Source organism: Flavobacterium sp. DSR3-2 (assembly GCF_049896525.1).
In the GTDB taxonomy this organism is placed as follows: Bacteria; Bacteroidota; Bacteroidia; order Flavobacteriales; family Flavobacteriaceae; genus Flavobacterium.
In genome coordinates this window covers 55,376-70,272 of sequence record NZ_JAFCUM010000017.1, presented here as the reverse complement: position 1 = coordinate 70,272, position 14,897 = coordinate 55,376, and the positions used below count along the sequence as shown (strand labels likewise).

Annotated in this window: 13 protein-coding genes; 10 read left to right on the top strand and 3 right to left on the bottom strand. The window is 34.1% G+C overall.

Annotated elements, in window-relative coordinates:
* The first annotated feature begins 292 nt into the window (after window positions 1-292).
* The 4 genes from ACP7AV_RS16080 to amrB all read left to right on the top strand — a co-directional run bounded on the left by ACP7AV_RS16080 (window position 293) and on the right by amrB (window position 3,398).
* A complete protein-coding gene (locus tag ACP7AV_RS16080) occupies window positions 293-943 on the top strand; it encodes a hypothetical protein (RefSeq protein WP_426092809.1) in 651 nt (216 codons plus the stop codon).
* 275 nt (window positions 944-1,218) lie between these two features.
* On the top strand, window positions 1,219-1,440 hold the full coding sequence (locus ACP7AV_RS16075; protein ID WP_426092808.1) for a hypothetical protein: 222 nt from the start codon (window positions 1,219-1,221) through the stop codon (window positions 1,438-1,440).
* A complete protein-coding gene (locus ACP7AV_RS16070) occupies window positions 1,437-1,742 on the top strand; it encodes a type II toxin-antitoxin system RelE/ParE family toxin (protein WP_426092807.1) in 306 nt (101 codons plus the stop codon). The genes ACP7AV_RS16075 and ACP7AV_RS16070 overlap by 4 nt, the downstream gene beginning before the upstream one ends.
* Before the next feature lie 579 nt (window positions 1,743-2,321).
* Window positions 2,322-3,398 carry an AmmeMemoRadiSam system protein B gene (gene amrB / locus ACP7AV_RS16065; RefSeq protein ID WP_426092806.1) on the top strand — a complete coding sequence of 359 codons (1,077 nt, stop codon included), beginning with the start codon at window positions 2,322-2,324 and terminating at the stop codon, window positions 3,396-3,398.
* Window positions 3,399-3,761: 363 nt separating this feature from the next.
* Here amrB and ACP7AV_RS16060 read toward each other — a convergent pair whose 3' ends face one another.
* A complete protein-coding gene (locus ACP7AV_RS16060) occupies window positions 3,762-4,568 on the bottom strand; it encodes a haloacid dehalogenase type II (RefSeq protein ID WP_426092805.1) in 807 nt (268 codons plus the stop codon).
* Between the two features lie 1,296 nt (window positions 4,569-5,864).
* On the opposite strand from ACP7AV_RS16060, the gene ACP7AV_RS16055 reads away from it, so the two are divergent.
* Complete coding sequence (locus ACP7AV_RS16055; RefSeq protein WP_426092804.1) at window positions 5,865-6,356, top strand: hypothetical protein; 492 nt, start codon at window positions 5,865-5,867, stop codon at window positions 6,354-6,356.
* Between the two features lie 3 nt (window positions 6,357-6,359).
* Window positions 6,360-7,088 (top strand): hypothetical protein, encoded by a 729-nt coding sequence (locus ACP7AV_RS16050; protein WP_426092803.1) that lies wholly within the window; start codon window positions 6,360-6,362, stop codon window positions 7,086-7,088.
* 255 nt (window positions 7,089-7,343) lie between these two features.
* Here the strand turns inward: ACP7AV_RS16050 and ACP7AV_RS16045 are convergent, their stop codons facing one another.
* Complete coding sequence (locus tag ACP7AV_RS16045) at window positions 7,344-8,021, bottom strand: TrmH family RNA methyltransferase (protein ID WP_426092816.1); 678 nt, start codon at window positions 8,019-8,021, stop codon at window positions 7,344-7,346.
* Between the two features lie 217 nt (window positions 8,022-8,238).
* Between ACP7AV_RS16045 and ACP7AV_RS16040 the strand changes: the two genes are divergently transcribed.
* The 4 genes from ACP7AV_RS16040 (at window position 8,239) to ACP7AV_RS16025 (ending at window position 13,245) form a co-directional block, all read left to right on the top strand.
* The gene (locus ACP7AV_RS16040; RefSeq protein WP_426092801.1) at window positions 8,239-8,934 is read left to right on the top strand and encodes an SIR2 family NAD-dependent protein deacylase; all 696 of its coding nucleotides are present in this window, start codon (window positions 8,239-8,241) and stop codon (window positions 8,932-8,934) included.
* Between the two features lie 115 nt (window positions 8,935-9,049).
* The gene (gene purB, locus ACP7AV_RS16035) at window positions 9,050-10,396 is read left to right on the top strand and encodes an adenylosuccinate lyase (RefSeq protein WP_426092800.1); all 1,347 of its coding nucleotides are present in this window, start codon (window positions 9,050-9,052) and stop codon (window positions 10,394-10,396) included.
* A 352-nt stretch (window positions 10,397-10,748) separates the two neighbouring features.
* The gene (locus ACP7AV_RS16030; RefSeq protein WP_426064556.1) at window positions 10,749-11,354 is read left to right on the top strand and encodes an NAD(P)H-dependent oxidoreductase; all 606 of its coding nucleotides are present in this window, start codon (window positions 10,749-10,751) and stop codon (window positions 11,352-11,354) included.
* Between the two features lies 1 nt (window position 11,355).
* Window positions 11,356-13,245 carry a monovalent cation:proton antiporter-2 (CPA2) family protein gene (locus ACP7AV_RS16025; RefSeq protein ID WP_426064555.1) on the top strand — a complete coding sequence of 630 codons (1,890 nt, stop codon included), beginning with the start codon at window positions 11,356-11,358 and terminating at the stop codon, window positions 13,243-13,245.
* An 84-nt stretch (window positions 13,246-13,329) separates the two neighbouring features.
* Here ACP7AV_RS16025 and guaB read toward each other — a convergent pair whose 3' ends face one another.
* The gene (gene guaB, locus ACP7AV_RS16020; RefSeq protein WP_426064554.1) at window positions 13,330-14,802 is read right to left on the bottom strand and encodes an IMP dehydrogenase; all 1,473 of its coding nucleotides are present in this window, start codon (window positions 14,800-14,802) and stop codon (window positions 13,330-13,332) included.
* Window positions 14,803-14,897 lie beyond the last annotated feature (95 nt).

Below are 14,897 nucleotides of genomic sequence, written 5' to 3'. Positions count from 1 at the left end.
GACGCAAGATTCGATACGGTTATTAAAGTTTTTCGAGCTTTAAATGCTAAAATTAATTTTAATGTAGAATTATTAAATCAGAATGTAGCAATACACTAAAATTGCCGATTGCCCAACAGATACTACAACGGATTTGGGCAATTGGCTTAATGGAAAGTTGGTTTTGTATTTGGGATGATTTGGCAAATCCGAATAATGGGCTTAATTTAATCCCAAAACCCGCTGTAATAGCGAGACGTTAGCGATCATTTTAGGATTGCCGGAAAGTCAAAATTTATTTTTATATTTGTCAATGCTAAATGATTTAAAAAATGAACTACACAATATCGTTTCAGGAAAGAGCCAAATTAGGACTGGAACAATTATCCAAACAATTGCCTGTTACCTTAACGATGGCGAGAAAACAAGCACAACTTCTGCAGACGAAAAGCATTTCAAAAAACAAGAAGCAAAGAAGTTAGAAGATTATATTACAGAGAAAAATCTTTGGATTAACAACATAGATTTTTCTCAATATGTCAGTGAAGGAGCTGAACAGAAAGTCTATCTCAAAGACGGCGAACATGTCTTAAAGCTAAATGACGCTATTTATTATAACTCTTGGAAAGATTATTTACACAATTTATTACTTCATAATTATTTCTTTTCCGACACAGCATATGATTTGTTGGGTTTTACTAAAAACGATGAAATTTTATATGCAGTAGTTCAGCAAAATTATGTTTCAATTACTTCTAACACAGATTTAAAACAAGTCAAAGAATTTTTAACATTGAACGGTTTTGAAAACAATCGCAACAATGATTATCATAACCCGGAATTAGGAATTATTTTAGAAGATTTACATGACGAAAATGTCTTGACACGAAATGAAATCTTATATTTCATTGATACCGTTTTTTATCTTACCGAAGACTTTTGGAAAATTAGAAACGAACGTTAACAGCTAGTTTTTAGCTGCTTGCGCAGCACGAACAATGAAAACCTAATTGAGCGTATTTATAACCCGTGCCCACAACGATAAGCAAATAATTAAAAGATAATATTAAATGTGATTGCTTCGTTCCTCGCAAGAACTTCGCTACTGGTAAAAAACAAAGTTGAGCAAACTATGCTTTTTCAAAAAATATACTACAATTCCTCCTTCGTTGGAAAGACAATGCGATGGAAATATCTGTGACTATTTTTTTGTAACTTTGAATTTAAGAAATAAATGATATGGATATTCAGTCTTCTAAAATAGAATTGGTAAAAATCATTCTCAACATTGAGAATGATAAATTTATCGAAAAAATCACGGAATTTATTCAAAAAGAAAAAGTAGATTTTTGGGATGAATTGAGTGCGGCTGACCAAAAGGAAATTGAAAAAGGAATAAAAGAATTAAACAAAGGAAAAAAAGTTGCGTTCAACGACTTTCTTAAAAAAATCTCTTATTGAAGGTCTTTTTGTCCGAATTAGCTGAAAGTAAACTTTTAAAATTAAATGAGTTCCTTTTAGAGAATTGGAATTTGAAAGTTCGAAATGATTTTATTAAAAATCTAACCTCTAAAATTGAACAAATTTCAAATCAACCTGAAAGTTGTCCAGAATCATACTTATTCAAAGGACTTTTTAAATGTGTTGTAACAAAACAAACTACTTTTTACTATAGAATAAACCTTGACAAAAAAGAGATTGAAATTATTACCGTTTTTGACACAAGACAAAATCCAGACCAGTTAGAAAAAGACATACGATAAATTTGAAAGCCATTTTCCAACTTGGTTTTTATAACAATTTTGAATTTGCAATTCAAACTAATACCCAATCTACCTTGAATTCTCTTCAAAATACCGTTCCTCCATCCTTTTGATCTCTTCTATGGAATTTTTGGCCCAAGCCAATCTTTTTACCAAAAGTTCATTTTCGGATAAATGCCAGTCAAAATTTAAATTCCGCAATCGGTTCGTTAATTTTTCAATGATTAGAACTGCTGAGGCCTCATTGCAATTAGCTTCTGAGCAACTGATAAAATATTCTCTTCATTAATTTCAGGCAAATTTGCAAGAGGAAACAATTGCCGTCCCGGACGGCTGACAAAACCCGTTTGCCAACCTGCCCAATTTGCACCGGCAAAACCAGATAGCGCGGATTTGCAATCCGTGCACACAACAGTATGCAAAAAAATCCTGAAATTTTAGCAATTTATGAGAAAGACACAAAGTATCATTTCTAATATCTTAAACCAAACAGAAACCTAAAAACAAAAATGGATTTAAAAATTGCGACCGCTATCAGATAGCGTTTTTTAGCGTAAATTGCTTGAAATAAAATTTTATATGCGATTACTAATTATTTTTATCTGTTTGTGTTGTTTCAGTTGTAAAATTGAAAAAAATGTAAAAAATGCAGTACCAAGCCTAGCACTAGAAAATAGAGTTAGGCCTGTGCATGATACGATTGGTTTTACAAAATACAATTGGCAATTAGATTCTATTTATAACCGTTTAGGTATTAAGGATTCTAAAAATAATATGCAATGGAAAGCAGCTATAAGTCCGCATGACGATTATAAATACGCTGGACGTGTGTATTACGAATCGCTTAAAGGAATTAATGCCAACACGATTATTTTGATTGGTGTTGCACATCGCGCTCGAGACTTTAAGCTTCAAGACAAAATCATCTTTGGAGATTTCACACATTGGAAATCGCCTTATGGTGATTTAAAAGTGTCTGATTTAAATTCTGAAATTATGGCGCAACTGCCAAAATCTTCCTACCTAGTTCATAACGATATGCAAGAGTTAGAACATTCATTAGAAGCTATAGTGCCTTTTTTACATCGCAAAAACAAGAACCTACAAATTATTCCAATACTGGTGCCTTATATCAATTACGAAACAATTGATAGCATTAGCGATGCTCTTTCTGATGTTGTATCAAAAATTTTAAATGAAAAGCATCTTAAATATGGAAAGGATGTCGCAGTTGTCATTTCTAACGATGCTGTGCATTATGGTACTGAAAATTGGAGTGGCGATTTAGCCCCTTTTGGAGTTGATGATGAAGGTACTAAAAAAGCTAGAGCTTTAGATATGGAGATTATTGAGAAGTGTTTAATAAACGAAATTAGTACTGAAAAAGTAAAAACATTTACAGAATACACCGTACAAAATACTGATTACAAAGAATATAAATGGGTTTGGTGTGGTCGTTATTCTGTGCCTTTTGGAGTGAGTTTTGCAAATAAATTAAATCAGACATTATACAACAAACCTTTGACAGGGACTTTTTTAGGTTACGCATCAAGTGTAGATCATGACCTTATAAAAGTAGAAGATTTAGGTATGGGAACTACAGCTATAGCCACTCAAAAACACTGGGTCGGATATGCGAGTATAAAATACGAATAGAGATGTAGTTATGGAGGGTGAAGACATAAATTAATAAGAATACGAACTGTGTAAAAAAAAACATTCCCGACCGCACGAATTTTCAATCCGTGTTACCAATAAGCACATTATCAAAATAAAACTCTAAGTGACTGCTTCGATCCGCGCAATAACTCAACAAACCGTTAAAATCTAATTTTAGTGTACGTTTACATTACCTTAAATTTTCTTCAAAATACCGTTCTTCAATTCTTTTAATATCTTCAATTGAATTTTTGGCCTAAGACAATCTTTTTAACAAAATTTCATTTTCGGATAAATGCCAGTCAATAGTTGAATTCCAAAATCGGTTCGTTAATTTTTCAATGATTAGAATTGCAGAAATTATATTAAAATTAGCTTTTGAGCAACTAATAAAATATTCTCTTCATTAATTTCAGGCAAATTTGCAAGAGGAAACAATTGCTGTCCGGGACGGCTGACAAAAGCCGTTTGCCAACCTGCCCAATTTGCACCAGCAACATCCCAACCATGGGCAGCTATCAACATACATTCATTCGGTTTTAATCCCATTTTTTTGGCAGCCCAATTATATGTATCTGTATGTGGCTTGAATTTACCTACATCTTCAATACTTAACACATCATCAAATAGATCATGAATTCCCGCATATTTAAGTTGCGTTTCTACCGCTTTATTGGATGAGTTAGTGAAGGCTACCAATTTAAAACCTTCTTTTTTTAACAGCAAGAGTGCTTCTTTCACTTCTGGATGTGCAGGCAATGATAAAATTTGGGCAACAGCATCTTTAGCTTGTTGATCAGTTATAGCAATTCCATTTTTGTGGGCAACCATCTGAAGTGCAGCGGCTCCAATTGTTCCAAAATCATGATATTGGTTTGCAACTGTGGTAACCAATGAATACTGAAGCATTGTAGTGAACCATAATGACATCAATTCAGTATGACCTCCTAGCGCTGCGCCAATACTTTTTTTCATCATATTAAGATCTAGCAACGTTTCATTTACATCAAAAAACAAAACGTTAGGTCTCTTAAAATAACCAACGCTATATTCCTCACTATTGTTTTTCTCCTCTTTTACAATTAAACTAGGCGCACCAACTCCTTCCCCTCCAATTGGCAATGTGGTATTTATTAAATTTTGATTGCTATTTTTATATTCATTCATTATTTTTCTTTTTAAATCATGCGTTAAATAAAGTGTACGACAAAGTATCTTGTTTTGCGGAAACAGTACAAGTTACATGATATTTTTTAAAATAAAGAACATAAGCGTAACATTATTTAGAAGAACTATTTTACGTTTTCAGCAAAGTATCGATCTTCAATTCGGTAGTATCCGATAACGAGGGTTCGCAATCCGTGCCCACAATAATAAGCACTTAATCAAAAGAAAATACTAGATGTGATTGCTTCGTTCCTCGCAATGGTCAAGAAGTGCTCAGTTATTATTTTTAAGCAACGATAGCAGATTAGTAATTTTTTTACTCATTGTACAGCGACAAATAAAATCTGCAATTTGAAAATTTCAAACAGGAATTATAAAATATAATATAATTGATTATCGTAACGGGCACGGATTGCAAATCCGCACTGTCGGATTTAGCTGTAAATAACTCCGTTGACGGTTTCCAGTAATAATCCTGAGATGAAATAATATATGTTTTAGAATAAATTAATTACCGTTTATTTTATAAGTATTTTCATCGATTTATTTATATATTTGAAAACAGATAAAACCGCGCTACGCAAAGTATCTCTGAAAACACATAAGTTTTTCCTAAATGCTGCGCAAATGTCTCTGACTTTGCGCAATTTTAAGAATTTGATAATATATTAAAATATAGTTAAATCTCTGACTTTCATTTACCCGCTGTAAAAGTGGATTATTAACAATAACAGAAAAAAAATAAAAAAAATACACTTCAATCACTTAACATTTAAAAACTGGACATCACTTTTAATGATAATCTCATTGGTTCTTATTCTTATTGGTAGTTTTGAAATTATTGACTTTGAATATAAAAGAACGAATAAAATTTTGGCTTCAATTGGCTTTTTGACCCAAACACTATATTTTAGTAAAATGTTTTAGTATAAAAATTATGTTGAATGGAATAAACTGGGAACGAATATTAAAATAAATAGAATAATCAGCAAGTCTATAAAATTTGACAATGTTAAAAAATTAGAAGTAGACAATTATAATTTTAAAATAATTCAGAAATGCGGACGTGAAAAAATATTCGAAATCCATAACATTGATAGTAATGATTTGGAAAAACTACTAAAAATAATTAAACAAAATAGTGAAATTTAAAATGCGGAGTTCTCTATAAATTGAAAGATAAAATAAATTACGGTTGCTAACGGCTAAAATTTTATTGTAAGCGCAACACAAACAATAACAGTGTCATAGCGCAACTAAATACTCTTTTTACTATCTTTATAAAAAGATTTTCAAATGAAAAAAATAGTACTTCTCCTGCTGGTTTCATTTCTACTTGTTTCTTGTTGGCCAACTACAGATAATGGTGAATTTCCACAACAAGAATACAAACCTGTGATTATAGCCCGTGCCGCTTTGGAAAGCTCCATTGACTTTCAAAATTCGCAACCCATTATCAAAGCTGGAAAAATTTATATCAAGGACGATTTAATGTTTATCAATGATGTGAATAAAGGTTTTCACGTTTATGATTACACCGATCCCAATAAACCTATACGATTGCATTTTATAAAAGCTCCCGGTGCTACAGACCTAGCCATCAAAGGCATTACCTTGTATATCAATCAAGCAGTAGATCTGGTCACTGCCACTTTCAATCCTGCCACTAAAAAATTTACTGTTACCAACAGAAATAGATATGTGTTTCCGCAAAAGCAAGCTCCAAACGGCTCAAATGCCTACACGAAAGAAAATGAAATAATAATCGATTGGACTTTAATCAAGTAACACATGAAAAAAATTATATCCTTTGTATTACTAATATTTATAATCGGCTGCTCTGATAGTGATAGCGCGCAAAACGGCGACATAGGGCAAGGCGGTTCACTCGCTGTTTTTGCTATAAAAGGCAATTATTTATACGGTGTAGACCAAATGAAATTGAATGTATTCTCGTTAATCGATACCGAAAAGCCCGTAAAAGTCAATGAAATCCCGATCGGTTTTAACATTGAAACACTATTTTCTTACGGAGATAATTTGTTTATTGGATCTCGAAATGGAATGTTTATCTATTCTATTACAAATCCTGAAAACCCAACTAAATTGTCAAGCGTACAACATTTCACTGCTTGTGATCCAGTCATCGCTAATAGTACGCACTCCTACGTAACATTGAACTCAAACACAACCTGCGGCAACAACACTAACGTCTTGCAAGTCTATGACACAAAAGATCTTACGAAACCAAAATTAATTCACAGCAGAACACTCTCTCAACCTAAAGGCATCAGTTTTTACACCGCTGATTATTTACTGGTTTGTGATGATGTTATAAAAATATTTAACATTCAAAATCCTGCTGAACCTGTTTTGGTGCATGCCATTGACAAAAATTGTTTTGATTTAATTGTACGGGAGAATACCTTATTTGCCATTGGGAACAACGGAGTATATCGCTATAAAATGAACCCAAATAATATAAAAGACATATTATTAGAGAGTGAAACAAAGTTTTAATGCTCATTTTTTGAACTTGTAGGTATGTAAATCTACAAAAAGATACCAACGAGGTTTTGGAAACCATGCAGGATTTTGAACTTCAATGTAAATCAATACTTTAATAACTAAACACGATTTTTCGGATTTGAACACGAGTGAAGTGAACTGACAAACTTATCCGTATCTACAACAATATGCAATTAATCAAAAGAAAATAGTAATTGTAATTGCTTTGTTTCTGGAGATGACTCAGCAAACGATAAAAATTTAGTTTTAGCGTTCGTTTAACAATCTTGGGGTTTCCTCAAAATACCGTGCTTCAATTCTTTTAATGTCTTTTATGGAATTTTTGGCCCAAGCCAAACGCTTTTCTAAAATTTCGTTTTCAGATAAATGCCAATTAATTTCGGAGTTGCGCAATCGATTCGTCAGGTTTTGAATGATGATTGCCGCCGAAACCGAGATATTTAAACTCTCAGTAAAACCTACCATCGGAATTTTAAGAAAACCATCGGCGCGCTGCAAAATTTCCTCGGATAGTCCATCTCTTTCTGTTCCAAAAAACAATGCGCTGGGTTTCGAAATATCAAAATCTTCCATCAAACAATCATTCTCGTGAGGCGTAGTGGCTATTATTTGGTACCCTTTACTTTTTAACGTATCCACACAATTTGTAATGCTGTCGAACGTATTAATGTCAACCCATTTTTGGGCACCCATCGCAATCTCCTTATCGATACTTTTTCCGTATCGTTGCTCGATAACGTTCAATTCCTGAATTCCAAAAATCTCGCAACTGCGCATTACAGCGCTCGTATTGTGCATTTGAAAAATATCTTCGACAACAATCGTAAAATGCTTGGTTCTGTTTTCCAATACTTTTAGGAATTTTTCTTTGCGATTATCAGTCAGGATATTTTCAAGAAAATTAAGGTAATCGATGTCAATCATTAGAATATTTATTTTTGCAAAAATAGTAAAAAAGACTAGCTTTATACCTTCAAAAGTAGATTCTGATTGCCGCTTTTGGGATTGTTCCATAAAAGCAGAATTAGGAATGTTTATGGAATTCGCGTGAGGGATAGAGGCGATATCCTTTTTGGGCTTTTTAGCCAAAAAGATAAAGCCGAAAGCCCGACCCTTGTGGTCACGCCCAAATTGATATAAAATGAAAAAGAAATTAGTGGTTCTGACAGGAGCAGGAATTAGTGCCGAAAGTGGCATCAAAACCTTTCGCGATAGTGATGGGCTTTGGGAAAACCATAATGTCAATGATGTAGCAACTCCAGAAGGCTGGCATAAAAACCCTGCTTTGGTTCTGGATTTTTACAATCAAAGACGAAAACAACTCAAAGAAGTGCAACCCAATTTGGGGCATATAATTTTGGCTGAATTAGAAAATGAATTCGATGTTTTCATTATCACACAAAATGTAGATGATTTACACGAACGCGCCGGAAGCACTAATGTGCTGCATTTACACGGCGAATTATTGAAAGTAAGAAGTACCAAAAACCCAGAATACATTTTAGATTGGCACAACGATTTGAATTTTGGCGATTTCGATGAAAATAAAAATCAATTGAGACCGCATATCGTTTGGTTTGGAGAGGAAGTTCCAGCCCTTGAAGAAGCATTAACACTTACTCAAAGTGCGGATTATTTTGCCGTCATCGGGACTTCGCTTCAAGTGTATCCCGCAGCAGGATTGATCGATTTCACAACTAGGGAAACGCCTATTTTTTATATTGATCCAAAACCCATTAAAATACCGAATCTTCGAAATCCGTTGGAAGTAATTCCTATGCGTGCCACAGAAGGAGTTGCTTTTATGAAAGAAAAATTACTCAATCAAATGCAATGACAACAACAATTTCAATGGCAAAAAATCAATTACAATTGTAATAAAAATCTAAACTTATAACCCATAACTTATAACTTATAACTATTTTTGTGCCTTTCGAACAAACAACTAAATAATGACTACTTTAAACGAATTGAATGCTATATCGCCAATCGACGGAAGATATAGAAACAAGACTATTTCGCTGGCTCCATTTTTCTCTGAAGAAGCATTAATCAAATACCGCGTATTAGTTGAAATTGAATATTTCATTGCTTTGTGCGAAGTGCCGTTGCCACAACTAAAAGACGTAAACCCAGATTTATTTGAAAGTTTACGCAACATTTATAAAAATTTCTCTACCGAAGATGCTCTTTGGATCAAAGAAACAGAAAAAGTAACCAACCACGATGTAAAAGCGGTGGAATACTTTATCAAAGATGCTTTTGAAAAACTAGGTTTATCTGAATATAAAGAGTTCATTCACTTTGGATTGACTTCTCAAGATATTAACAATACGGCGATTCCGCTTTCTACAAAAGAAGCTTTCGAGAAAGTATACATGCCTTCTTTAATTACTTTAACATCAAAATTGAAAGATTTAAGTGTTGAATGGCGCGATATTCCAATGCTCGCCCGCACGCATGGACAGCCGGCTTCTCCAACGCGCTTGGGTAAAGAAATTGGTGTTTTTGTAGAACGTTTAGAAGAGCAAATGCGTTTGTTGTTTAATATTCCTTTTGCAGCTAAATTTGGCGGAGCAACCGGAAATTATAACGCGCATCATGTAGCATATCCACAAATTGACTGGAGAAAATTTGGAGCGAAATTTGTGGAGGACAACCTTGGTTTACACCACTCCTTCCCGACTACACAAATTGAACATTACGATCATTTTGCTGCATTTTTTGATGCTTTGAAAAGAATAAATACCATCATCATTGATTTGGACCGAGACATTTGGTCGTATGTTTCGATGGAATATTTCAAACAGAAAATCAAAGCAGGAGAAATAGGATCTTCGGCGATGCCACATAAAGTTAATCCTATTGATTTTGAAAATTCAGAAGGAAATTTAGGAATTGCCAATGCGATTTTCGAACATTTATCAGCTAAATTACCTTTGTCAAGATTACAACGTGATTTGACTGATAGTACCGTTTTAAGAAATATCGGTGTACCAATTGGACATACTTTAATCGCTTTTGAAGCCACGTTAAAAGGATTGAACAAATTGTTATTAAACGAACCTAAATTCCACGAAGATTTAGAGAAAAATTGGGCCGTAGTTGCAGAAGCGATTCAAACAATTTTGCGTCGTGAAGGATATCCTAATCCTTACGAAGCATTGAAAGGATTGACCAGAACCAATGAAGCGATTGATAAAAAGGCAATTCACGGCTTTATAGCAACATTAGACGTTTCGGATGAGATTAAAGCGGAATTAATGCAAATTACTCCAAGTAATTTCTTGGGAATATAAACATATTTTAGGATGGTGAAAATCAAAAAACTGTTCATGACTTTTTTCAAAAATTAAGCTCAAAAGGACAAACTATAAATATGATTTGATAAATAATCCCTTTTTACAGCAACTCCGCTGACCAAAATAGTTAAAACCAAATCCCGTCAAAATAAAACCGCTAATTTTATTTTGACGGGATTTTAATTTTTTTCTTATTAAAAACAAAAAAAGCTTTTTGAATCTTTTTATATCTTCAAAAATTGAGCAATATTTTATATCTTTCAATACATATTAAAAACAGTTAATACTACTGTAAATCAACGATATAGCCTAATTAAACCTCCTAAATTAAAAAAAAAAAATAAATTTCATGTCGAAAAATAAAATCTTAATCCTATTTTCCCATCCGCTATTCGAAAAATCACATGCGAATAAAGCTTTGGTGAAAAATATTCCAAAATCGGAAAACATTACTTTTCATGATTTATATGAGGAATATCCTGATTTTGATATTGATGTAAAAAAGGAACAAGTATTGTTAAGTCAACATGACATTATTATTTGGCATCATCCTTTTTATTGGTACAGTTGCCCGCCTTTGATGAAACAATGGATTGATATGGTCTTAGAACACAATTGGGCGTATGGAAAAAAAGGGAATGCATTGCAGGATAAGATTATTTTTCAGGTGATTACAACCGGTGGAAATAAAGAAAACTATAGTGAAACCGGAATTGACCGCTATACTGTTCTTGATTTGTTAGAACCCTTTAACCAAACTGCAAAAGTGTGTAATATGATTTACTTGCCCCCATTTGTAGTGCATGGAACCCACAATATGACTAATGAAGATTATGAAAAAAATGGGATCATTTACGGTTATTTTCTAGATTATTTAGAAAATAATAATTTGGATAACGATGAAATTTTGCAATACCATTATTTGAATGAATGGTTTGCTACAATAAAAATATAAGATGGATACCAATTTTTTATTACAAGCAATTATTTATTTGTCAGCAGCTGTAATCTGCGTTCCTATTGCTAAAAAATTAGGGCTAAGTTCAATTTTAGGCTATTTACTAGCGGGAATTGTAATTGGTCCTTACGTACTTGGTTTTATTGGTAAGGAAGGCCAAGATATTATGCATTTTGCTGAATTTGGTGTAGTGATGATGCTTTTTCTAATTGGATTAGAACTGGAGCCCAGCAAGTTTTGGAAAATGCGAAAATTCATTCTCGGGATGGGTTCTGCACAATTAATAGGGACTACTCTACTTCTATTTGTGGGATGTTTTTTCTATATGGACTGGAAATGGGAAACCACGTTGGCCATTTCACTGGCACTGGCATTATCTTCCACAGCTATTGTATTGCAAACCTTAAAAGAAAAGGGATTGTCAAATACCTCTGTGGGACGTTCCTCATTTGCAGTTTTACTTTTTCAGGATATTGCGGTTATCCCAATTTTAGCTTTTCTGCCGCTTCTGTCAACAGTAAATCTTGAGGCAGCAAATGATGCACCACAATCCCTGATTAATGGTTTTTCTAGTTGGTTACAAACGTTAATTGTACTAGGAAGTATTTCGACAATTTATTTTGCAGGACGTTTTCTATTTGTTCCCCTATTACACATCATTGCAAAAACCCGATTGCAGGAATTGTTTACAGCTTCAGCATTGTTACTGGTTGTTGGTGTTTCTTATTCGATGCAATTAGTAGGTTTAAGTCCTGCTCTTGGTGCTTTTATGGCGGGAGTCGTATTGGCAAACTCTGAGTTTCGTCACGAATTAGAAGGCGATATCGCACCTTTCAAAGGATTGCTGTTAGGCCTGTTTTTTCTTGGGGTTGGCGCTTCAATAAACTTCAAATTAATTATCGAAAATCCACTTTTCATTTTTGCTTTTGGAGCCATCCTAACCTTTGTAAAATTTGTTGTTTTATTTGTAATCAGTAGGTTTCATAAAAAAAATACCGATCAAAATTTGTTATTCGCTTTTGGCTTAAGTCAGGCAGGAGAATTTGGTTTTGTGATTATGAGTTTTTGCATGCAACTGTATATTATTCCAAATGTTTTGGCGAACCAAATCATGGCTGTCATCGCGATGAGTATGGTTGCAACTCCTTTTCTGTTATTAATAAATGAGCGATTAATTTATCCCAATTCAAGAACTAAAGAAAAAGCAAATGAAATTAAGAAAGATAACGATTTTATTGACGAAGACAATCCCGTAATTATTGCTGGTTTTGGTCATTTTGGAAGTACAGTTGGGCGTTTATTAAAAGCGAATAAAGTAAAATCAACTATTCTGGATTATGATTCCGATCGAATTGATGTTCTGCGAAAATTGGGATTCAAAGTGTATTATGGAGATGCTACACGATTAGAATTATTGAAAGCCGCCGGTTGTGAGAACGCAAAGTTATTTATTGCTGCCATCGATAATCCTTCGGTAAATTTAAAAGTGATTGAAACTTTAAAAAAACATTTTCCACATTTAAAAATCTTAACCCGTGCCCGAAACCGGAATGATGCTTATGAATTAATAGATCATAAAGTCGAAAATATTTATCGAGAAACGTTATATAGCGCGGTAAATATGGGGGTTGATGCGCTAGTAGAATTGGGCCATCGAAAATATACCGCGACCAGACAAGGACAGCAGTTTATAAAATATGATGAAATTACCACCCGAAAATTAGCCGAAAAACGTCATGATAAAATGGCCTACATGATAACCGTAAAAGAAGAAATCGAACTGCAGGAACAACTGCTAAAGAGCGATATTTATTCTCAAGTGGCTGCAACTAATCACAGTTGGGACAGCGAGCATTTGAAGAAAAACTTATCTGAATCTGCAGATTAAAGTTTTAAATAAAGAGAAAAGGCATATTTAAAACCGTTAGCGGAATTAAAAATGCCTTTTTTTATTGTTTTAAAAAACTAAAAATTATCTTGAATAATTTGGAGCTTCTTTCGTTATCGTAACGTTATGCGGATGACTTTCGTTAATTCCGCTGGCAGTTATGCGAACAAAACGTCCTGTTTCCTGTAAAGTTGGAACATCTTTTGAACCACAATATCCCATTCCGGCACGAAGACCACCGATGAATTGTTGCATGCTTTCGTTCAATTCTCCTTTGTAAGGAACACGTCCGACAATTCCTTCCGGAACCAGTTTTTTTACATCATCTTCAACATCTTGAAAATAACGGTCTTTTGAACCTTCCTGCATCGCTTCAACAGAACCCATTCCACGGTAAGACTTGAATTTTCTTCCTTCAAAAATAATAGTTTCACCCGGAGATTCCATAGTTCCGGCTAATAATGAACCTAACATCACACAATCAGCACCTGCAGCGATCGCTTTAGGAATATCACCCGTATAGCGAATTCCACCATCAGCAATTACGGGAACTCCACTTCCTTTGATAGCCGCAGCCACTTCAAGAACAGCAGAAAACTGAGGAAAACCAACGCCGGCAACAATACGAGTAGTACAAATTGAACCTGGACCTATACCTACTTTCACACCATCAGCTCCATTTTCAACTAAAAATTTAGCTGCTTCAGGAGTCGCAATATTTCCTACAATAACATCAATTTGAGGGAATTTACTTTTTACTTCTTTCAAGACATTGACAACACCTTGCGTATGCCCGTGAGCAGTATCAATAATAATTGCATCAACACCAGCGTTCACTAATGCTTCGGCTCTTTGAACCGCGTCACCTGTTACACCAATCGCCGCAGCAACTCGCAAACGGCCGTAAACATCTTTATTGGCAATCGGTTTTTGGGTTAATTTAGTGATATCTCTAAAGGTAATTAATCCAACTAACTCATATTTCTCATTTACAACAGGTAATTTTTCGATTTTATGTCCTTGTAAAACTACCTCTGCTTGTTCCAGAGAAGTTCCTTCCGCAACGGTAACTAAGTTTTCAGTGGTCATGACCTCAACGATGGGTCTAGCACTATTTTTTTCGAAACGCAAATCACGGTTGGTAACAATTCCTTTTAGAATTTTATTTTCATCCACAATTGGAATACCGCCAATACCATATTCTTTCATTGCATTTTTGGCATCGGCAACTGTCGAAGTTAATGGCAAAGTAACCGGATCGATAATCATTCCGGATTCTGCGCGTTTTACTTTTCTAACTTTCGCAGCTTGTTGCTCGATAGTCATATTTTTATGCAAAACGCCTATTCCTCCTTCTTGAGCCATAGCAATTGCCATAGCACTTTCGGTAACGGTATCCATAGCAGCGGATACAATAGGAACATTTAGCGTTATATTTCTTGAAAATTTGGACTGAATACTCACTTCGCGAGGAAGCACATTTGAGTAATTGGGAACTAATAGAACATCATCGTAAGTTAATCCTTCACCGATAATCTTAGAGTTGTGTGCGATCATTGCAATTGTAGTTGGAGTTTAATTGCGTGCAAATATAGATAATCTTAAGCAAAAAATCGCTATAATTTTACAATAATTAATTAAATTGCAGTATG

Excerpts from the sequence above, each read along its gene's own strand:
- ACP7AV_RS16080 (WP_426092809.1), top strand. The coding sequence starts at position 293 with ATGCTAAATGATTTAAAAAATGAACTACACAATATCGTTTCAGGAAAG.
- ACP7AV_RS16075 (WP_426092808.1), top strand. The coding sequence starts at position 1,219 with ATGGATATTCAGTCTTCTAAAATAGAATTGGTAAAAATCATTCTCAAC.
- amrB (WP_426092806.1), top strand. The coding sequence starts at position 2,322 with ATGCGATTACTAATTATTTTTATCTGTTTGTGTTGTTTCAGTTGTAAA.
- ACP7AV_RS16060 (WP_426092805.1), bottom strand. The coding sequence starts at position 4,568 with ATGAATGAATATAAAAATAGCAATCAAAATTTAATAAATACCACATTG.
- ACP7AV_RS16055 (WP_426092804.1), top strand. The coding sequence starts at position 5,865 with ATGAAAAAAATAGTACTTCTCCTGCTGGTTTCATTTCTACTTGTTTCT.
- ACP7AV_RS16050 (WP_426092803.1), top strand. The coding sequence starts at position 6,360 with ATGAAAAAAATTATATCCTTTGTATTACTAATATTTATAATCGGCTGC.
- ACP7AV_RS16045 (WP_426092816.1), bottom strand. The coding sequence starts at position 8,021 with ATGATTGACATCGATTACCTTAATTTTCTTGAAAATATCCTGACTGAT.
- ACP7AV_RS16040 (WP_426092801.1), top strand. The coding sequence starts at position 8,239 with ATGAAAAAGAAATTAGTGGTTCTGACAGGAGCAGGAATTAGTGCCGAA.
- purB (WP_426092800.1), top strand. The coding sequence starts at position 9,050 with ATGACTACTTTAAACGAATTGAATGCTATATCGCCAATCGACGGAAGA.
- ACP7AV_RS16030 (WP_426064556.1), top strand. The coding sequence starts at position 10,749 with ATGTCGAAAAATAAAATCTTAATCCTATTTTCCCATCCGCTATTCGAA.
- ACP7AV_RS16025 (WP_426064555.1), top strand. The coding sequence starts at position 11,356 with ATGGATACCAATTTTTTATTACAAGCAATTATTTATTTGTCAGCAGCT.
- guaB (WP_426064554.1), bottom strand. The coding sequence starts at position 14,802 with ATGATCGCACACAACTCTAAGATTATCGGTGAAGGATTAACTTACGAT.